Annotated in this window: 16 protein-coding genes and 1 tRNA gene; 6 read left to right on the top strand and 11 right to left on the bottom strand. The window is 46.4% G+C overall.

Annotation, left to right across the window (positions count from 1 at the left end):
• Positions 1-464: 464 nt before the first annotated feature.
• Positions 465-1,256, top strand: a complete 792-nt coding sequence (locus FVR03_RS04990; RefSeq protein WP_147920665.1) for an ISAzo13-like element transposase-related protein — start codon at positions 465-467, stop codon at positions 1,254-1,256.
• A gap of 12 nt (positions 1,257-1,268) precedes the next feature.
• Here FVR03_RS04990 and FVR03_RS04985 read toward each other — a convergent pair whose 3' ends face one another.
• From FVR03_RS04985 to FVR03_RS04975, 3 genes are all read right to left on the bottom strand, one after another.
• On the bottom strand, positions 1,269-2,231 hold the full coding sequence (locus tag FVR03_RS04985; RefSeq protein ID WP_147920664.1) for a hypothetical protein: 963 nt from the start codon (positions 2,229-2,231) through the stop codon (positions 1,269-1,271).
• Positions 2,232-2,400: 169 nt separating this feature from the next.
• A tRNA-Leu gene (locus tag FVR03_RS04980) sits at positions 2,401-2,482 on the bottom strand.
• 116 nt (positions 2,483-2,598) lie between these two features.
• On the bottom strand, positions 2,599-4,866 hold the full coding sequence (locus FVR03_RS04975; RefSeq protein WP_147920663.1) for a TonB-dependent receptor: 2,268 nt from the start codon (positions 4,864-4,866) through the stop codon (positions 2,599-2,601).
• A gap of 348 nt (positions 4,867-5,214) precedes the next feature.
• Between FVR03_RS04975 and FVR03_RS04970 the strand changes: the two genes are divergently transcribed.
• The 3 genes from FVR03_RS04970 (at position 5,215) to FVR03_RS24265 (ending at position 8,919) form a co-directional block, all read left to right on the top strand.
• On the top strand, positions 5,215-5,976 hold the full coding sequence (locus FVR03_RS04970) for an ABC transporter ATP-binding protein (RefSeq protein ID WP_147920662.1): 762 nt from the start codon (positions 5,215-5,217) through the stop codon (positions 5,974-5,976).
• 157 nt (positions 5,977-6,133) lie between these two features.
• Entirely contained in the window at positions 6,134-7,495 is a 1,362-nt protein-coding gene (locus FVR03_RS04965) for a hypothetical protein (protein ID WP_147920661.1), read from the top strand.
• A 989-nt stretch (positions 7,496-8,484) separates the two neighbouring features.
• Complete coding sequence (locus FVR03_RS24265; RefSeq protein ID WP_187270043.1) at positions 8,485-8,919, top strand: hypothetical protein; 435 nt, start codon at positions 8,485-8,487, stop codon at positions 8,917-8,919.
• A gap of 252 nt (positions 8,920-9,171) precedes the next feature.
• On the opposite strand, the gene FVR03_RS04955 is transcribed toward FVR03_RS24265, so the two are convergent.
• On the bottom strand, positions 9,172-10,473 hold the full coding sequence (locus tag FVR03_RS04955) for a serine hydrolase domain-containing protein (protein ID WP_187270042.1): 1,302 nt from the start codon (positions 10,471-10,473) through the stop codon (positions 9,172-9,174).
• Between the two features lie 781 nt (positions 10,474-11,254).
• Complete coding sequence (locus FVR03_RS04950; RefSeq protein WP_147920659.1) at positions 11,255-11,446, bottom strand: hypothetical protein; 192 nt, start codon at positions 11,444-11,446, stop codon at positions 11,255-11,257.
• Positions 11,447-11,935: 489 nt separating this feature from the next.
• Here FVR03_RS04950 and FVR03_RS04945 point away from each other — a divergent pair, with 489 nt between their 5' ends.
• The gene (locus FVR03_RS04945) at positions 11,936-14,263 is read left to right on the top strand and encodes a DUF7133 domain-containing protein (protein ID WP_147920658.1); all 2,328 of its coding nucleotides are present in this window, start codon (positions 11,936-11,938) and stop codon (positions 14,261-14,263) included.
• Between the two features lie 248 nt (positions 14,264-14,511).
• Entirely contained in the window at positions 14,512-15,081 is a 570-nt protein-coding gene (locus FVR03_RS04940; RefSeq protein ID WP_147920657.1) for an NADPH-dependent FMN reductase, read from the top strand.
• Between the two features lie 210 nt (positions 15,082-15,291).
• On the opposite strand, the gene FVR03_RS04935 is transcribed toward FVR03_RS04940, so the two are convergent.
• The 6 genes from FVR03_RS04935 to FVR03_RS04910 all read right to left on the bottom strand — a co-directional run bounded on the left by FVR03_RS04935 (position 15,292) and on the right by FVR03_RS04910 (position 20,751).
• The gene (locus tag FVR03_RS04935; protein ID WP_187270041.1) at positions 15,292-15,843 is read right to left on the bottom strand and encodes a class I SAM-dependent methyltransferase; all 552 of its coding nucleotides are present in this window, start codon (positions 15,841-15,843) and stop codon (positions 15,292-15,294) included.
• Positions 15,844-16,052: 209 nt separating this feature from the next.
• Positions 16,053-17,441, bottom strand: a complete 1,389-nt coding sequence (locus FVR03_RS04930) for an APC family permease (protein WP_147920656.1) — start codon at positions 17,439-17,441, stop codon at positions 16,053-16,055.
• A 234-nt stretch (positions 17,442-17,675) separates the two neighbouring features.
• Entirely contained in the window at positions 17,676-17,915 is a 240-nt protein-coding gene (locus tag FVR03_RS04925) for a hypothetical protein (RefSeq protein ID WP_147920655.1), read from the bottom strand.
• Between the two features lie 235 nt (positions 17,916-18,150).
• Positions 18,151-19,068 (bottom strand): DUF5996 family protein, encoded by a 918-nt coding sequence (locus tag FVR03_RS04920; protein WP_147920654.1) that lies wholly within the window; start codon positions 19,066-19,068, stop codon positions 18,151-18,153.
• An 89-nt stretch (positions 19,069-19,157) separates the two neighbouring features.
• A complete protein-coding gene (locus FVR03_RS04915; protein WP_147920653.1) occupies positions 19,158-19,781 on the bottom strand; it encodes an alpha/beta hydrolase in 624 nt (207 codons plus the stop codon).
• 34 nt (positions 19,782-19,815) lie between these two features.
• Complete coding sequence (locus FVR03_RS04910) at positions 19,816-20,751, bottom strand: ring-cleaving dioxygenase (RefSeq protein WP_147920652.1); 936 nt, start codon at positions 20,749-20,751, stop codon at positions 19,816-19,818.
• Positions 20,752-20,806 lie beyond the last annotated feature (55 nt).

Raw genomic sequence — 20,806 nt, 5'->3', positions numbered from 1 at the left:
ATTCTAAGCCAATATGATCTAAGAAAAGTTACCTTCTATTACTAAACTTAGACACTTTGCGTAACTCCTATATCAAATAATTTATTTGTTCAGGACATTAATAAGGAACGCATTCAAAATAAGGTAACAATTTTTGTAGTAGCTGAGTAAACTTTCACTTACGCTAACCTGATTGCCTATGGAAGCTTATTCACCTACGACAGTGCAGCTGATGCTCACTTATTATGAGCACCTCCCTGAAAAAGAGAGGCGCCACTAGGCGGCCCTGGAAGCCTCCAAGCTGGGGCACGGGGGCAAGCTCTACATCGGCCACTTGTTTGGCATCAGCCAGAAAACCCTGCGCAAGGGCGAGCGGGAGCTAACCCAGCCCGAGCTTATGGCCCAGATCCCCACTGGCAGGCAAAGGCACACCGGCGGGGGGCGGAAAAAATTTTGTCCATCATGAACATGTCCATGCCCGGCTGGTGGCTTTCCTGGAGCAGCACAAGGCCGGCAGCCCCACCGATGAGCAGGTGTACTGGATCAGCATGAAACCCAGGGAAATAGCTGAACGCTTCTTTGAGCAGAGCGGCCAGCGGGTGAGCCATGGACTGGTGAAAAGGGGGCTTCTATCGCTCAGGTTCTCTGACCGCAGGATGAGCAAAAGCCTTCCCACGGGCCAGTACGGGCAACGGGACCTGCAGTTGAGGATCATCTTCTCCCTGGTGGCCATCACCAGCCAAAAGACACCGCTGCTCTGCATCGACTGTAAGAAGAAGGAGCGGCTGGCAACCTCTACCGGGAATGGCAGGTGCTACGTGCAGCAGGGCTCCCTGCAGGTCTTTGACCACGACTACGACCACCTGGCCACCGGCCGCCTCATCCCCTTCGGCATCTACGACCTCAACCGCAACCAGGGCTATGTCAGCATCGGCACCAGCCATGAGACGGCAGAGTTCATCGCCGATGCGCTGCTTTGGTGGTGGGAGGGCTTCGGCTGCCACCACTACCCGCCCTACGCCTCCAAGTGGAACCCCATTGAGCACCGCCTCTTCCCCCATCTGCACCGGGCTATGCAGGGCGTCATCTTCACCGACTATGAGCTGGTAAAGGGGCTTATGGAGAAAACCACAACTCAGGCCGGGCTCAAGGTGGTCATCAGCATAAACCAAAAGCAATACCCAATAGGAGTACCTACCAAAAAAGAGGAAGTGGAATGGGAAAGAATATGGCCAAACCCGGTCTTACCTCAACTCTCTTACAGAGTAGCCGCATGAGCTAATGATACTTTATTTTATCCTTGTTCCTAAGAGTATAAGCAGAAACAACGGTACTGCTAACAGGAGCAACATATATAGTCCATCCACTAAACTTGGTGCGGGTTTGTCTACTACAGGTTCTCGCTTCCATAACTTTAGAAAAAGCAACCTGATTGGTTTTTGAGTCAGCAAAACAGCAACAGGAATATTACATCCGAATTCCAACAATGACATTTTGCTCTCCTGCAAGCTAAACTGCACTAACTGCCCATATCCTAAAAATGCGAGTGCTATGAGCAGGCAATATATGTAGTATCTTCGATGCTGCAGCATTTTGTAATCTGAGAAAAACCAACCCATAAAGCCCAATCCTAAAAAAAAGGTGGCCTGATAAAACCAGCTTTTCTCAAAAAAGATCAAAATAACGCTAATAACCCACCATACAAATGCCAGGGAAGCAATAATGCCGAACCTTTTAGCAGGATTGTCTGGCGGATTTTTAATTTTAAAAGGAATACTTACTACCTGTTTTAAAGTTATTCGCTCCGGTATTCCTGATGGAAGAGCGGGAGGCTGTGAAAACATTTTTGCTTCGGTTGCCCTTGTTATATTGCCACTAAAGTCAATTTTGTAGGATTGATTTTGAGCGGTAACAACCTGCACATTGTCAAATTCCGGATTGTTACTCTTCGAAACGTACACGTTAATAGCTGCCTGTTGCAAAAGCGCCTGGTCTTCGGCTGTAGTGAAGCCCAGAACATCAATTTTGTAAGTTATATTCTCTGGGTAAAACAGGTAATTTATCAAGTAGAAAAAATGCTCATTAGCCAGTCGCTTATCTACTTGTATAACATGCCTGCCCCGTCCACCAGGGAAAAGCTCGCATGCGAAATCTGCCTCTAAATCTTCGGCATATAATAAAATCCACTGCTTTAAAGCTTTTTTAACATCTGTATAAGCCCCACCAGTAATGACGATCAGATTTTCAGACATTTTAAATATAGATTGTGGTGTAGGCACTGTGTAGTAGATTAGTCTACCCTTGGCAAGATTTTTCTAAAATACCTTTGGAAGGCCATTTTCATTCGAAAAATTTATTAATTCTTCAGCAACAGCAAAAAACCCGATCTGCTTTGGGAGCAAATCGGGTTATTAGATGAAGTGCGCGCGGGGAGATTCGAACTCCCACACCCGAAGGCACCACCCCCTCAAGATGGCGTGTCTACCAGTTTCACCACGTGCGCAGCTAAATAGTGGGGCAAAAGTAGAAAGCAGTTTGCATATATGCAACAGCAAATGCCATATCAGCAGAAATAAATTCTCTTCTGCCTCACTTTTTGATTTACGCATCTGGGTTAGCTTACTTTTTTACCTCTGCCAATGTGTAGCGTAATCCGAAAAATGTGCGCCGTCCCTGCAGTGGGGCATAGTTGTACTCGGTATCGAACGAGTAGTTATTCGGATTGTTTATTTCCACCTGCTTATCGAAGGGGTCGAAGGGGCGCATGAGCGGGTGCTGTGGCATAAAGTTGAAAAGGTTTTTTACGCCTCCATACAGTTCCATTCTGCTGCCGATGCTTTTGGTGAGTTGCAGATGCTGCAGTGTAAACCACGGCGACTTATCAGGGCGGTAGTCATTCTCCTGCACAGGCAGGTGCATCGGGCTGCTGAAAGTACCGGTATAATCCAGCACCAGGCCCAACTGCTGAAGTGTATAAGAGGCAGTAAAGGTACCCGAGAACGCAGGCGCATGCAGCTGTGGTACCCTCTGGTGTGCCTGCCCCTCTGGCTGCTGCACCTGGTACACCTCCTGCAACGTAACACCGGCATGCACACGTAGCGGAGCGGTAAAAGCCATTTCAGCATTCAGCGCCACCCCTCTCGACACCGCATGGCCGCTCAGGTTATCATAAATTATCTGGTAATTGTTCGACAGGAAATCGGCTACAATCTTGTTTGTGAAGTAGGTGTAGAAGGCGCTTCCTTCCAGGTTCAGATAACCTTGTGGCAGGTTAAGGTAGTGCTGGTAATTCAGGGTGGCGTTATACGATTCTTCAGGCTTCAGTTCATTTTTAATAACTACTTCGCGTGCACCCGTTAAGGCAGCATGATCCTCGGTAAACAGGTTCACAACCCGATAGCCTTTGCCCAGGCTCACCCGGAAAATATGATCGTCGTTGGGTGCCCACTTCAGGTTAAGCCGGGGAGTCAGAATGCTGCCATGCTCGGAGTTATAGTCGTACCGAAGGCCAGCCAGCATGGTGGTGGCTGCGGAAAGTTTCAGCTCGTCCTGCACAAAAATGCCCGGCAGGCGGGTTATGGCAGGCCTATTTTGCAGGCGCCCCTGCTCCTGCTGCTCGGTTGCAGGCGTGTTGTCGTCGTAGTAGGTGTGGCGGTAGGTGGCTCCGGCAACCAGGTGGTGGCGCGGGTTCAGTTCTTTGTCCCAAACGAGTTGTCCGAATAAAACGCTTTGCCTGCCTTTGTAAAGCGTTTCGCCGTAAGCGGCATTTTGGTTATGGTTATTAAAGGAGTAGCTCAGCACCAGGTGCTCCGGCACAGGCAACTGGTAGGCGCCCAGCAGTTCGTAGCGCCTCGTGTACACCGACTCTCCATAAATGCTGTCGCCGCCTCTAAAAGCAGGCGACCACTGCAGCTCTCCGCCAAAGCGGTCTTCGTAGTAGTAACGTGCCGCTACAGTTGCCAGCCGGTTTTCCTGCCTCTGAAAAGCCCATTTGTTGAACACAGAAATGCGGTGCTGCAATGGCACATCTGTAAAATTATCGTGGTTTACGTCGCGCTGCTTCTGAAAGCGGTAGTAATTGGTGCTCAACAACGAAGACACCTTTTTCCAGCGGTGGCTCACGGCCAGGTCGGTGTTCAGCTCACCATGCGAGGTATAAAATATGTCGGCAGAGGCAAGAGGAGCTTTGGCCGGGCTTTTAGTGATCACGTTTATCAGGCCAGCCATTGCTTCAGAACCATAGAGCGTGGATGCCGGTCCTTTTACCACTTCCACCCGCTCGATCATGCTGTTCGGGATACCACTCAGGCCATACACGGTTGCCAGTGCGCTTACCATCGGCATTCCGTCTATGAGCACCATCGTGTAAGCTCCTTCCATGCCGTTTATATGAATATCGCCGGTACCGCACACGTTGCAGTTAATTTGGGGCTGCACACCATTAACCTGGGCCAGAGCCTCAAAAAGAGCAGGTGTCGGGTTCTTCTGAAAGTATTTGGATGTATACACCTCCACAGGCACCGGCGACTCCAGCGAAAACGTTTCGCGCATGGTACCGCTCACCACTACCTCCCGGAGTCTGGCAGCCTGAGGCCGTAACTGGACCGCCACCTTTACAGTTTCGCCAGATGCGATAGTTACCGTAGTCTCGTATGGAGCAAAACCAACTGCCCGCACCTGCAGCTTGTAGCTTCCGGCAGGAACCTCCTTCAGCTCAAAACTTCCGTCTGCCTCCGAAGCGGTTCCAATAGCAGTGCCTGCCAACCCGATACTTGCGAAAGCCGTTGGTTCCCGGTCAGCTGCTACTGTTCCTTTTATTCTACCTGTTTGTGCTGAGGCCCCAGCTGTTATTAGGAAAAATAAGAAAAGTAAGTAGGTGTTTTTCATAGTATTAAGCAAGGTCTAAATTTAAAACAAGCGCAAGTTAAAATATATTTTTAGACAAACCTAAATTTTAATATAAACAAATCTAATTTTGTAGCCCCCGAAAAAGCATACGCCATCTTGCTAAGACTGAATTAAATAGAATTTACTAGACTCAGAATAGAACCTAAATAGGTAAAAAGGTTGTTGCCCATAAATACGTGAGCAAGTAAGCTAAAGAAAAGAGAGGGTAAGGGAACACTATAAAAGTTTAAACTTCTTATTCTAGGACTTTTCGGAGCTTCTTCCTATTTTAGCTTCAGGTGGGAGCAGTGAAGCATCAAAATTGTTTATAGCCAAAAGTACAAAAGTATGAGTATCGAGATCAGTGGGTTATCCAAATCATTTGGAAAGAAGCAAGTATTACAGGCCCTTAACCTGACAATAGCACAAGGACAATGCTATTGCCTTCTAGGTAAAAACGGTGTAGGTAAAAGTACTTTCCTTAACTCGATTTTGGACTTAATAAAGCCTGATGCTGGCACCATTCATTTATTCGATAAAAATTACGCGCAACATAACCTGGAAATAAAACAAGACCTTGGAGCACTTTGCGAAGACAACCCTTTAATAGAGGAGTTTACCGGGCTTGAGTACCTTAATTTTGTAGCAAAACTCTACAGATTACCACAACAGGAAGCCGACCGCCGCATTAAAAGCCTCACCGATTACTTTTTTACAGAAACAGAATCGTTACAGAAAAACATTGCCGGTTACTCTACCGGCATGAAAAAGAAAGTTGGCATTGTAGCAGCTATTCTGCACAAGCCCAGAGTACTGCTGCTAGATGAGCCTTTTACCGGCCTCGACCCCATTGCAGCGCAACTTCTCGTAAAGCTTATCCGCAGCTATAGCACACCGAATCGGGTGGTGCTCATCTCGTCGCACGACCTGAACTATGTGGAACGTGTAGCCACGCACATCGGAGTTCTGAACGATGGCCAGCTGATGTACAATGGCTCTATCCAGGAATTTACGATGAACGGTGAAAGCCTCATCGACCAGGCGCTGTTTCAACTCCTCCTGCCCCACCATCACGCCAACGACGCAGACATAGACTGGATGCTCTCTTAGTTAGAAAAGCAAAAGTTAGAGCGCTGAGAAGTTATTTTTGGAAGAAGTTGAAAACTGGGGGCTTACCGTTGACCTTCAGACAGAAACTACAAAACTTTTCAATCTACATTCTCTCTAACTTTCTAACCCTCTAACTCCTAATTTATAAACGTAGAAGATGGATTTAATCATATATTCTTGCCAGGCACGGCTAACCAGCTATTTCCGTCAGAAGCGGACGCAACGTACCTTACTCCTGGCAGTGGGTGTGGTTCTGGCTGGTTTTTATAGCTGGCTGTTTACTTTTCTGCTTCAAAAAGCACACGAAGGCGGCATTAACCCAAGTGTAGATAAAGTTCTGAGCTACGCAAATTTAGCGCTGCTGGCCATTACGATCATGCGCAGTTTTTTTCCGGCTTATATCCCGAAAGCAGATTTCATCAGCCGTATTTTTCCGGTTAATGCCTGGCAGCGCTTCTGGACCGAGTTGGTAGTGGAACTGGTGTCGCCGTTCTATTTTGTGCTGCTCAACTTCCTGATCATTCTTTTCCTGATGTCGCCGGATTACACCCTGACGCATTTTCTGCAAAGTATACTGGTATTTTTTACGGCTCACATTACGCGCCGGTCGCTGCAGCTGTTCATTGAGCGTAAGATAAAATGGCTTAGCCGGCACTTTGCATCTTCAGCGGTTATGGCTGGTGCTTTTGTGGCACTGCAGGTAAAAGCACCCATGTTTGAGCCAGCATCCTCAGCCATTATGCTGGTAGTGCACCTGGCAGCCGTAGCTGCTTTTCTGGCTTCGAATTATTTGCTGGAGCAAGCTGCTTTCGAACCAAAACGAAAAGTGGTGAACTACAGCCATAACGCACGCCGCAGCCTGGGCTGGCGTTTGTTCAACAACCATAAAATGGCGCGTCAGCTGCTGCTGTTTGGCCTTGGATTCAAGATTCTGATGCTTGGCGTAGATGCTATAGTGTTTATGGCGAAAGGTGTCCACATGTTCGATAAAAATCCATCCTTCTGGTTGTTTGCAGGTCCATTGGTTATCTACACCTATGTATTTAACAATGTGTGGGGCTTTTACAAGAACCTGTGGCTCACCACCGAGCGCACCACCAGCGACTACAAAGCTTTTCTAAAAATAAGCCTGTTGCCTCTCCGGCTGCCTTTGCTCCTGGATGCAGCACTGGTAGTAGCTTATGTAGTGTTTTTTAACCAGGAAAAATCTACCTTTATTTTGCTGATGTACCTGGCATCGGTGCTGGTGCTTACTCCTATCGGCATTATAGCCTCTTTCACTAGCCCCAAAACAGTCAAGGGAGGCATCCTGAGTTTCAGTGCCAAAACATCTTACCTCTACAGTATGCTGGCGGTGGTGCTGATTGGCTTACTGTTTCTGCCACTGCTGCACCCTCTTCTGTACCTGATTTACCCCATTGTTATCGGCATGTCGCTGTTCGCTATGGTCGCTGTTATGCGGGAATACCCTGCATACAAATACCGCCTGTTCGAAACCCTGTATAAAACAGAAGCCTAGCGCTCTGCTGCCTTAAGTCGCGAATGACTTGTTGTTTTCGGTGTTGATTTCTTGTAAAAACTAATGTAGAGCAGCACTAAGTAAATGCTGTCGGATCAACTAAGTGCATGCAAGTAAGTTGTGTGTCGAGTGGAAGAGCAATTATTCAGATGAAAATGGCCTTCAGAAGAAAAATCACCGGAAAAGCTCCAAGGGTATTCAGACCTTCTTTAATTGCATGTACTTAGTTATCAGGAAAACCTCTTTACGCCTTTGGAAGGATATGTTTTTAGAATAATGGGTGTTTTTCTAAGGCCATAAAATATTTCAAGTTTGTTTGTCTAAATCCAGCATCTGCAGAATTCCAGAGTTACTGGCATATATTGCTCGGTTTCCATACAGAAGAATTTCGAAAGGGAGTACGATCACGTGCATTAGCGTTGAATCCTGTTCCAATGGTTCAGGAGCAATTATTTTAATGAAATCAGCCTTCCATAGTCAAGAAGAGACAAAAGACGCAGGATATAAGACGCAGATTATTTCATAATTCTGTTGAAATGGAGCGAATTTAACATGGAAGAGCGAGAAGTTGAGTTCCTGCTATGGCATGTGTAAACCTTGTATTAACAGAACTTCAGAAGATAATAATTAACAAATAGTTGTTTATACGGAGCCTTCAATTGCGCTCTTGCTTCCAGATCTCTGTGCTCATTTCCTGAAATTAACCCTTCATACCAAAACAACAGCCTTATATGTAGATAATAAATTGCTGCGAATCAGGAGGTTACATCAACATTAAAATATAACATTATTTAGAAATAAAAATATACCAAAAAACATGTGTCTTATAATTAATTACATTTAAATTTTATAAATAAAACTGCAAATATCTATGTTATAAATACTTACATAATTTTATCATTTTCATTTTATAACTTATTAACAAATACTTTTTCTATTAGCACCGTATAAACGCTTACATAATTTTAATAAAAACAATATTTGCTACTATGAAAAAGAACTGGATCCCATTTATTGCAGCAGCGTTTTTAGGCACATCTGTGTTCATCACTTCATGTGATGACGATGATGATGACTTTGGAGGCACGACTGCAGGCACTACAGCTGGAACAACAGCAGGTACAACTGCAGGCACTACGGCTGGAACGACAACAGATGGTACCACAACTGCTGGTACTACGACTGGTACCACAACTGCCGGCACTACGACTGGTGGCACAACAGATGGTACGACAACGGGTGGTACGACAGCGGGTACCACAACTGGCGGAACTACTGATGGTGGCACCACAGCTGGTACAACAACAGGTGGAACTACAGCGGGTACGACAACGGGTGGTACAACAACTGGCGGAACTACTGATGGCGGAACTACAGGTGGTACAACAACAGGTGGAACAACCGGAGGTACGACAGGTGGATAATGCTAAATTAGTTTACAATAAAAAAGGCAACTTAAGGAGTTGCCTTTTTTATTGTAAACTAATTTACAGAGCCAACATAATTTCCAGTGTGTTAACATAAGGAAATCAGGAGCTATAAATATCTCTGGAAGGCCATTTACATTAGAATAATTGCACCCTAAAAGACAAAGCTTACATAAAACTCAGTTTAAATAACAAGTAAAAACAGAACAACACTACCTCTTTCGAGCTCATATTCAAAGCTTCTTAAGCTTATATATTATACTCAAACAAATCCAGGGTTGTCCATTCTCTTTTAGCTACTATATTGGCTCTGGCAGCATAGTAAAATTCCTTAAAAAAAAGAGTACCATCGGTGTTGTCGCGCGTGTTTGCCAGCATCACCAGGCTATATTCATCATTGAGCCGGGTTATAAAAGCAGAAGAGCCAGGCAATGAGCCAGAATGAAACCAGTTAGAGGCGCCAAAATAGAACTGACTCAGTAGCGGCGATTCAATAAGATCTGGTTTAGCAGGGTTTCGATCTATGCGCACCATTAGCCGCATAAGATCTGAGGCTGTAGCCAACCAACCACCATAGGCATCCATGCGGCTTATATTCAGGCTATAAGGGTTCCACTCCTGCTGGTAGTATGTTACTTCTTCTGGCAATCGCTGGGCTGCTGTACTACCTCCAATTACCATACTCTCTACTCCGGCTGGCAATAAAAGCGCTGTCCGGACATATTCCTCGTACGCTTTGCCTGTTACTTTCTCGATCACCCTGCCGAGTATGCAATACCCCAGGTTAGAGTAGCTATAGGTGCTGCCAGGCTTATACTTTAACTGCCGGCCCTGCACAGCCTCTGTTATAATCTGTTTCTGTGAGCGCGACACATGAGTCAGCATAGGATCGGTTGGTTCATTAGTCCACCCGGAGGTATGGTTAAGCAGATGCTGCACCGTTATCTGGCTGACAGCTGAGCCCGCAGGAGGTATGCCAAAATTGTTACCCAGGATGCTGTTAGGCCCAAAGACGTAATCATCCAGTGAGATTTTCCGGTCCTGCACCAGTTTTAGAATGGCTATTGCGGTAATAGGTTTAGAGATGCTGGCAATTCGGAACAGGCTGGCATTATGTACAGGATCTTTTCTTTCTTTGCTGGCATAGCCATAGCTCTTCGCAAAAACCAGTTTCTCGTTTCGGGCAATGGCAATCGAGAGCCCCGGAATCCGGTACTGCTGCATCAGCATAGTCAGCTTTTTATCGAGTTCCGGAAAGCTCTGCAAGGCATCCACATTGTAATGTTGCAGGGTTCTGTCTGGCCTTATGACCTTGTAGGCTACCTGTCCTGCAAAAGCATTTGCCGTGACCCCGCTTTGCTGCTCCCTTTTACCCACAAAAAGTTTCGCGTGGTGTTTAGTCTCAAAAGTAGCTACAAGGCTATCGGTGCAGGCAGAAGATGGCAGGTCGACCTGTACCACGTTGCCGGCAAAGGTCGCCACCACATCAGCATCTAACTGTGGGTTGTGTTCCTTCAGAAATTTAAAAGAAATGAGCTGGTCGTGTTGCAAGATCTCTGGCTCAGGAAAATTTTCTTTGTCAGGCGTGCAACCTAAAAACAAAGACAAGAGTAAAAGGTAGAGAAGAAAACTATTTTTCATTGAGAGTAGAAGTTCTAAAACATAGATTGCCTTTAAAATGGATGCACTAACTGTGCTTTGTTAATTTGTTATTAAATACTGTTTTCAACAGGTACATACTATTCAGCTAAATTCAGACTCCTTCTACCGGAACTCCAGTAAGCAAGTTCAACAATTACATTCGCTTCTGAACTATTTAAATAAATACCTGGGAAGAAAAATACGTTACGGGCCTCTGGAAGGCCTTTTTTATTTGAATAATTACTCCTGAACCCGGCACACTTACCTGAATGTAATTAGTACCAAAACAGGCTTATTTTAGTTCCTTCCTATGCAACGATAAGATCAGGTTGAGATTAATTTAAGATCAGAAGAGTTACAGCACGCTGACTATTATCTTACAGGTCGCAGACATCTCCTTGAGTAAATGCAATTCTGAAAATGAAGAGGCAGCCAACTATGAGAAATATCTTTAGCATTTCTGTTTGCTATTGATCTTTTGTGATGAAATAAGTTTTCCCAATAATAGCGAATGGATTACGATAGATGGCTACACATTGAGTCCCGATACATTGTATCGCTGTTTGTAATATGTCTGATCTTTAATTTGACGAAGCTCCTCAGCAGAAGCTGGCAAGCTTCTGCAACCTCCTATAAATTAAAAAGCCGCTACTGTTATTCAGCAACGGCTTTTTAAATAGGCTTCGACAAATTAATGCCTGTTGACCATGTAGCCATAAATCAAAAGGCCGGCTGCCGCTGCAAAAGCTACATATTGCTTCTGCTGGTTACTCAGCGATTTAAACGTATCGAGGCCAAATTTGCCTGGGTTTCTTGCTATTTCTAACAGGTCTCCGGGGTTTTTCAGCATATTCGATAGCGACATATTGTTGTTGTTTTCCATGATTTATTTTCTAAAAATGAATAATTTGCAGCTCCAGAAATATCATTTTAATTTTTAAAAACACTGGCCGGCTTTAGCAGCACCAGTTACAATGTTAAAAAATCCAGATGTATGTCTGAAGCATCTTTACTTACCATACGAAACACCTTACCTGCAAGGTTATGTTTTTGCTAATTCAATCCTCCTGAAGCCACACCTCCTACCCTGCATGATGCCAATAACAATGGCTTGATTAAATTATGCTAATGAAAAAGGCCTCCAGAAGAAAAAATAACCTTTTTACTTCAAGGGTCCACCAGATCTTAATGTGGTAATTAACTATAGCAACCACCTTACCCAAACAGAATTCAAATATTTAAGCTACTTAACAGCTGCATTTAAAACTTAAACGCTTATTTTAGTTCCTAACATTTGTTAGGCAGGAGTAAATTTAACCGCTTGCAGGTCTAATCTGCTGGCAAGTGCCAATTTTATTACATTTTTCACTTCATGACACGCAGTATCCAGGCAGTATTATTTTCAGTAGGCTTACTTTTGTTTTTCGTTCGGTGTCAACAAGATACCTCTCCTGCTGAAGCTGAGGCAGCAGTTGCGACAACAGCACCAGATTCTCTGGCGATCCGGGAAATGTATGCTGCCTCTCCGATTCTATCGCCGGAGGCTTCCATGAAAAAAATGCAGCTGGAAGAGGGTTTCCGGGTGGATTTGGTAGCCGCGGAGCCACTTGTTATTGCGCCTGTTGCCATGACCTTTGATGAACAGGGGCGGCTATGGGTGGCTGAAATGATGAACTACATGCCCGACACGGCTGGCACCGGAGAAGAGCTTCCGACAGGTAAAATAATAATTCTGGAAGACCAGAACAGAGACGGCCACTACGATAAACGAACCATTTTTCTCGACTCGCTGGTGCTGCCACGCGCCCTTTGCCTCATAGAAAATGGCTTGCTGGTAGCTGAGCCACCTTACCTTTGGTTTTACGAAATAAACGGCAACCGGCCTGGCAAAAAAACGCTCGTTGATGATAAGTACACCTCAGGTGCTAATGTAGAACACGAGCCGAACGGCTTATTGCGCGCCCTGGATAACTGGATTTACAATGCCAAATCGAGTACCCGCTACAGGAAGAAGGGCAACAAATGGCTGAAAGAAGAAACGCATTTCAGGGGGCAGTGGGGCATTACGCAAGACGATTATGGCCGGCTCTACTATAACAACAACTCCCAGAACCTGCTCGGCGATTTCTTAAGCCCCGGCTTCAGGCCCACGAACAGTAACCAGCGCAGCCTGGCTGGGTTTAACGAAAACATTGTACCTGATAACCGCGTGTACCCGGCAAGGGCTACAACAGGCGTTAACCGTGGCTATATGGAGGGCACCCTCGATGAAAACCTACGCTTAATAAACTTTACGGCAGCCTGCGGACCAGCCCTTAACCGCGGCACCTTGTTTGGAGACGGATATTACCTTGATGCTTTTGTGGCCGAGCCAGCCGGTAACCTGATAAAACGAAACCGTTTGCAACAGCAAGGGTACCAGGTGCACGGGGAGCAAGCCTATACCGGAAAAGAGTTTCTGGCCAGCGAAGACGAACGTTTCAGGCCGGCAAACCTCTATAGCGGTCCGGATGGCGCTTTGTATGTGCTGGATATGTACCGGGGCATTATTCAGCACAAGCATTTTTTAACAGATTACCTGGCCCAGGAAATTATGCAACGGTCCCTGAACCAGCCGCTCTCCTGCGGACGCATTTACCGCATTGTGCCAAAAGGTAAAAAAGTAAAACCTGTTCTCCTGCCCCAGGACCCGGAGAAGCTGGTGCGGCTGTTGCAGCATAGCAACGGCTGGGTACGCGACAGGTCGCAGCAATTGCTGATCGATAAGAAACAGGTGCAGGCTATTCCGGCGCTTCGCCAGCTTCTGCACCAAGCACAGCAGCCACTGCCGCGCCTGCACGCGCTCTGGACGCTGGAAGGGTTAGATGCTTTACAGGAAACTGATGTATTGCCCCTGCTGCAACACCCTGATTGGCCGGTACGGATGCAGGCCTTAAGCACCTTACCCTCCGTGCTGACTCGCAAAAATTACCGGAAGTATGTGCCGGCACTGCAGCAGTTACTGCAGCAAAACGATACCCTGGCAGCTCCCGTCATTGCTTACCTTGCCAACACCATACAGCCTTTCAGCAAAGCCTCTTCCGATGGCCTATTACAAACACTACTGAAACAATACCCGAACAATAACTTTGTAGCAGATGCCCTGATCAGCAACCTGCAGGGCCGTGAAGAGGCGTTTTATCAAAAAGCCCTGGCCATACACAACGACTCCTGCCTTGCCCTCTGCCTTAAACTGGAGCAGGTTATAGCTGCTAAAGCGGAGGCTAAAACACGGCAAAACCAGGAGCTGGTAGATCGGCAGTTTCCCAGAGGAGCAGCCCTGTATGTTAGCCACTGCCAGTCGTGCCACGGAGCCGATGGAGGAGGCATGAAAGCATTGGCCCCGCCTTTAAACAAATCGGAATGGGTAACAGGATCTGAAAACAGGTTAATCCCGATCCTGCTGCACGGGTTAACCGGCCCTATTCTGGTGAACGGCAAACTTTACCAGGCTCCGGAAATAAACGGCGACATGCCTGCTTTTGGTAATAACAGCGAACTTAGCGACAAAGACCTGGCAGAACTGGCGAGCTACATCCGCAGGTCCTGGAACAATAAGGCCACCCACATATCGGAGCAGAAAGTTACCAGCATCCGGCAAAAATACACAGGCCGGCAAAATGCTTTTACCATGGATGAACTCCTGAAACTCCCTGACTAGAATAATACTGAAAATCCTTCTGAAGGCCGTTTTCATTTGAATAATTGATGTTTACCTGAGCAAAAGTCGTAATCTGCTTATTGCCGCTAGTGGCAGAAGCTGAAATAGCTGGGATTGCCTGAGAATTTACGGAAAGGTATGTAGTAACTACCGCATTTAACAAGAAGCAAAACAAACCTGATAGAAAACCTCTTACAAACAGCAGTCGTAACAGGTAACTCAGCTTTTAACCACACCAGCAACACCCCATGCAACATATTGCCATTATCTCCTCCAGCGTTCGCACAGGTCGCAAAACGCACCGGGTCGCCTTGTTTTTCCAGAAGTATATTACAGAGAACAAGCTAGCCACCACCGAAATCCTAGACCTCAAAGAATATAATTTCCCGGTTTTCGAGGAAAGGCTGCAATACCAGAAAGAACCGACAGAGCAGATGCTGGACTTTGCCAACCGCATAAAACAGGCTGATGGTGTGATAATAGCCACTCCGGAGTACAACGGTGGCTACCCGGCCAGCCTGAAGAATGTGCTGGACTTGCTTTACGACGAGTGGTACCGAAAACCAATCGGGCTGGTAACAGTATCAGGGGGCACCTTTGGCGGTTCGCAGGTAATGACCTCGCTGTTGTTTACGCTCTGGAAAATAAGAGCCTGGGTAGCTCCGGCAAAATTTCAGGTTTCGAAAGTGCAGGATAGTTATGATGAAGCAGGCAACCCCACAGACAAAGCTACAACTGACAAAATAGCCAATGGGTTTATGCAGGAACTGCTCTGGTGCATGCAGGCAAAAGCTAAAATGAATAAAGTACCAGAATAACCTCTGCCACAATAAAATTACCAGAACAGGCATTTTGCGGTTTAAACCCTTAATAATCAACTATGTCATTTCGATTGCAAATGAGCACTGATATACATGTTCATCAAGTTGGAGCTATATAAATAAGAGCAGCGCTGATAGTTACCGTAATAACTACCAACGCTGCTCTTTCACATAAAATCAGCTGTTTATGATTTACTGCAGCAAGTATTATTTTCCTTCCGGAATGGTCCAGAGGTACAGAGTGGCACCGTCTACATTTACAGTTTGTTCGGGTTTCCAGTCGCCCATTTCAAAAGCATGCGATACCACGCGTGTGCCAGGCTTGAGTTGCTTCATTAACTGCGGCCGTAATTTCAGGTTAATGTCGGGCAGCAGGTAAAGTGTTACCACAGTGGCCTTGCTGAAATCCATTTCGAACAGGTTGCCTTCCACAAAATTAACTTTATCTGATACATTTGCTTTTTTAGCGTTTTCGTTGGCTTCTTTAATGCGGTCAGGATCTATGTCTACGCCTGTGCCGGTAGCACCATGCTTTTGGGCAGCGGTAATAACAATGCGGCCATCGCCACAACCAAGGTCAAATAAAACATCGTTTGCAGATACCTTGGCCAAATCAAGCATCGCATCTACTACTACCTGGCGTGTTGGCACATAAGGCACATCCAGTATAGGACGGGTAGCCGAAGTTTGTGCCTCTGCAAAGGCAGTGGCCAATAGCATGAAGAGTAACGTAAAAAGTGAGTTTCTAAAAATTTTCATAATTTTAAGATTAAATTGTTAAACTATAACAGTACACTGGAACTAGGAAAATTCAATATGAACGAAGCGAGTTCTCCTGCTTCGTTTTAAAACCTGGCTTCGAACTCTCTCCTTTTTACCTTACACAGCACCAGCCGGTAAACCTCCCCTGCCTACACTTATTTGATCCTCTTCTTTTTGCAAACAGGCCCAAGCATAACTTAGATATACTATTTGTCTACAGCAGGTAGAACAAGCAGTAGCAGCACACCCACTGCCAATACCCCCACTCCTACTAAAGCTCCAAGACCGGTATATGCCAGGCTGGAATACAACAAATATGCGCTTGTAAGACAAAAAACAATAGGCGTTAGCGGGTAGAGCGGAACCGGGAAAGGGCGCTCCAGGTGAGGTTCTTTTCGCCTTAAAACAAACAAGGAAATGCCTACCAGCAACAAGAAGAACCAGAAAACAGGAGCCGTGTATTCCACAATGGTTTCGAAGCCGTTACGTGTAAAAAGTGCAAGTCCAATCAAGGCCAGCGATATACCTCCCTGCACCAGAAAGGCATTAACCGGCGATGAGGTGCGGGCATTCCATTTGCCAAGCGCACTGAAAACCGGAAAATCGCGACCCAACGCATAGTTAGTGCGGGCACCCGTAAAAATAGTGGCGTTAACAGAAGTGAGTGCAGCTACCGAAACAATTACACCGATCAGTACAACCCCTGTTTCGCCGAATACAACCGACATCAGGTCACCAGCCACCGCATCCGATTGGGCCATGCCTTGTAAACCGAGTGCGTTAAAAAAAGCCAAATTTATAAGCAAGTAAGTAATTGTAATTATAAAGATGCTTAAAATGAGTGCCTTGGCCATACCTTTACGCCCGGAGCGTAACTCGGCAGAGATGTAGGCGGCTTCGTTCCAGCCTCCGAAAGTGAGCAGCACAAATACCATAGCTAACCCAATCGCATTAGTTGGCTGGTCGGCAGTTGGCGTAGTTACAGTTGCTGCCTCTGATGGGGCAAAGAACAAACCTGCTACCACAACCAGGAGAATTCCTGCAATTTCGAGGACCATTAACATTTTTTGAGTAATTGCCCCCGATTTAACGCCTATTATATTGATACCTGTAAGCACCACCACAACCAACGCCGCATAGGCCACAGATGAATAAGCACCGAAGCTCACTATTTGTGCTACATAATCACCAATAATAAAGGCGAGCAGGGCAATAGACCCAGTCTGAATGACACTCATGCGTGCCCAGGCAAACAAAAAGGACACCCGCTTACCGAATGCCCTCCTCAGGAAATGGTAATCGCCACCTGTATGCGGAAAAGTGGTGGCAAGTTCTGCATAGCAGAGTGCCCCAATCAGCGATACAAGCCCGCCTAACACCCACACCAGCAGAAACATGCCGCCATTGGCAACATTAGCAGCTACCAGCGATGGTGTCCGGAAAATACCCGCTCCGACCACAATGCCTACAATAACGGCGATGGCGTCGGTCATGCTCAAGGCAGGTTTTGGCTCAGCCACCAGATTAGACGCTGGCGGTGTGCCTGCGCTCTTCTCGTTTTTATTTATGTCCGAAAAGCCTGGTTCTCTATACATAAGCTGCTTTGTAGAATTGTGCTTTACGCAGAATTTACTGATTAAGATATTAATACCGAGCACTTTTGCACCTGCACAACAAATAAATCTGTTATGGTAAAGCTGCAAGAACAGACATTTAAAACCTGCTTGCCCGGTAAACCCAGCAGCACCAAAAATCTAAAGCCCCGGCATAACAGGAGCTAATATACTCTTGTTATGCCGGGGCTTCAGGCATATATTGATACATGGATGTTATACCCAACGCTTACGCTCGCTGAAGTGGTTGCAGCCGAACATGGCGCCAGTTATCATTTCAAATTGTTTAGGCTTATTATCGTTACCAGAAACTTCGTGTACCAAGGGTAGCACATATTCTGGTTGCATGGCATGTTGCCCGGTTAGCTCGTCACACACGCCGAAGTCATTGCTTTGTAATTGCACTTTATTTGGATCTTGCTCCCAATGGGTGCAATGATTGCAGGTCGCTTCCATATTCTTATATTTTAATGACACATTGATTTATAGCCTAGTATACCATATTATTCAAGAAATAGATGTGGCAAAGGACTACTTTCTGTGTAATTTAGAATTAGGCCAAATAAAATTAAACTAACAAGAGCTCATAGGAAGATCTCTTATAAAGTAGTTAAACTACACTTCACTTATTCGCCTGCTAAAGTTAGATCCACACAAACAAGCCTTTGTTTTGCAGCTAATCGACCAGGATTTAGGGTTGAAATTGAGTAACCTCTAATGAATTGCGGTCCCAGCGGGCAAGATCGGCAGCGGCAGTGTATGTACTCTCCAGAAATGCCATTAATGCGGCAGATGGATTTTCAGCCTGTTGCACAACCTCATAAGGCAGTATAAACTCCCGCATCTCCTGGTGGTAATAAGCTTCCGCTGGTTGTACGGCAGCCTCTTTATACCCATCTGGCTCAGGGTAGGCATAAGCATAAAATGCGGGAAACGGTACGGCATCGTTGCCGGGCCAGAAACCACAACTGCTTACCTCGTGTGAGTAAGCTTCTTGTGCCACCCAATCAGGTAAATTAGGAACACCACCCGGATGTTTAGGCGCCTCTCTACCAGAAAAGCGGGTAACTGCCAGATCGAAACTTCCCCAAAAAAAATGCACCGGGCTGCTCTTGCCTATAAACCTGGCGCGGAAGTCCTGCATCACCGCCTGCGATAGCAGCAGGGCTTTGTGTAAGGCAGCAGCGTGTTGTGGGTTGTATGTGTCATGCTCCTCATCCTGGTGCAGCGGAATTGGGTCTACCAACTCATTGGGGGTGGTATTTATCTGAACCTCAATATTGCAGTCGGCGAGTACCTGTAATAAGCTATGGTAGCAGCCAGAGACCGATAGTTTTTCGAGGCTGATAGCATGAAACTGGCCGTTGCTGGTTTTTAGCTGCAGCTGGTGCTGTAAAAAATCGAAATCGATCTGGAAGCTGGTATCTCCATCTACAATGGTGCCGGAGCTAAGGCCTGTAGGAGTTACCAACATAGTTACGTGCCAGGAGTGGTTTACCCACGGCATTTTAACAAGTTTGATTTTTCCCACAATCTGCGTCCAGAGGTGCAGTGTTTGGTAAGTTTCTTTCGCTTCGGCAAAAGATAAGGAAGGCCATGACGTTTTCATTTGTTACCGGTTTAAATGTACAAAAAGACACCCTCATCTGACACATCCAACCTACCCACAGGGCTTTACTTAACATAAAAATCACACTACTAACTTCGCAGCATCTGGTTTGCCAGCTCCAGCTCTTCCTGCAATATGGTATGGGGCCTGCCTTTGTAGATTTTCCGGGTTACTATAGCGCCCTTTTCTTCGAGCAGCTGCACCGTTTCATCTACGCGGCTTACCGGTACATGTGGATCCGGATCACCGGTGGTAATTAGCACAGGAGTACCGGCAAAATCACCTTGGTACTTTTCAGTATCGATTACCGAACCGATTAAGCCGCCGGTAAACAACAGCAAACCACCGAACCGCTGGGCATGCCTAGCAGCATATTCTGCTGTAAGGCAGGCGCCCTGCGAGAAACCAAGCAGGTATATATTCTCGCTTTTTATACCTTCCGCTTTACAATGTTCTACAGCTGTGTGCAGCAGGTCGAGAGCAGAGTCGAGGGCTGGCTGGTTCTGTGAAACAGGCGCCATAAAGCTATACGGATACCAGCTATGGTTGGTGGCTTGAGGAGCCACCAACGAGAAGTCTTCCACCTCAAGTTCCTGTCGGAGCATCAGAATGCTCTCTGCCGTTGCGCCTCTGCCATGAACCAGTAGCAACGCCTTGCCGCTCTCTTGCAAGGGCTTGCCGTACGCTCTAATATCTTTTTCGTGTGTATACATGCAGTCGTATTTTAAAAGATTGCGCGGTTTTGTGCTAATCCAGTTTCGGCAAAATAGCCTCTATGGCAGCTCGCCTCGACTCGTATTGCGGCGGCAGGAGTAAGCTGGATCCTAACTGATCGAAAGGCTCATCTATGCCAAAACCAGGGTTATCGGTTGCGATTTCGAACAAGACACCACCCGGCTCTCTGAAGTATAGAGAGTAAAAATAATTGCGGTCTATTTTTTCTGTAATGTTAAAACCACCGGCCGCTACTTTTTTACGGAACTGCATCAGCACCTCTTCATCTTTAACCCGAAACGCAATATGGTGGTTTGTTCCGGCTCCCCCCTCTCCTCTTGTAGCACCGGGGGCCTCCACCAGGTCTATAATGGCGGCATGTGGAACAGCTTCTGTAGCGTAGCGGTACACATTACCTTCCTGCGCCACAAGCTTGTATTCAAATATATCCGTCAGGATGGCTGCTGTTGCCTTTATGTTGCGCAAGGTTAAGGTTACAGCATGAAATCCTCGGGTGGCCACATCGGCTCCTACTTCAGCTGTAGTCCAGGGGGCGCGTGTATCGGCAACCCTGGGCTCTACCAGCTCCAGTTGCAGCCCGTCAGGGTCCTGAAAAGGCAGGTACTGCTCCCCAAACTTCTCGGCAGATTTGCCCACTTTTACTCTGAAAGCTTCGAAACGGTTTTTCCAGAAATCGAGGCTACCTGCAGGCACCGCATAACTTATGTGCGTAGCCATTCCCGGGCCTGCTGTACCCAGGTGTGCGCCTTCGTAAGGGAAAAAAGTAAGGATGGTACCGGCACTCCCACGCTCATCGCCATAGTACAAATGGTAAGTACCCGGATCGTCGAAATTAACTGTTTTTTTAAGCAGTCGAAGCCCTAGTATATTTGTATAAAAATCGAGATTTTGTTTTGCCTTTCCGGCAATGGCCGTAATGTGGTGCAGGCCTAATATTTTATTTTCCATGATCTCAAACTTATTGATAGCCAGATTTTATACGCAAAAAAACAGATCCGGCGAT

The sequence above is a fragment of the Pontibacter qinzhouensis genome, assembly GCF_008017455.1.
GTDB classification, from domain to species: domain Bacteria; phylum Bacteroidota; class Bacteroidia; order Cytophagales; family Hymenobacteraceae; genus Pontibacter; species Pontibacter qinzhouensis.
This window is presented reverse-complemented; position numbering and strand designations above follow the sequence as displayed.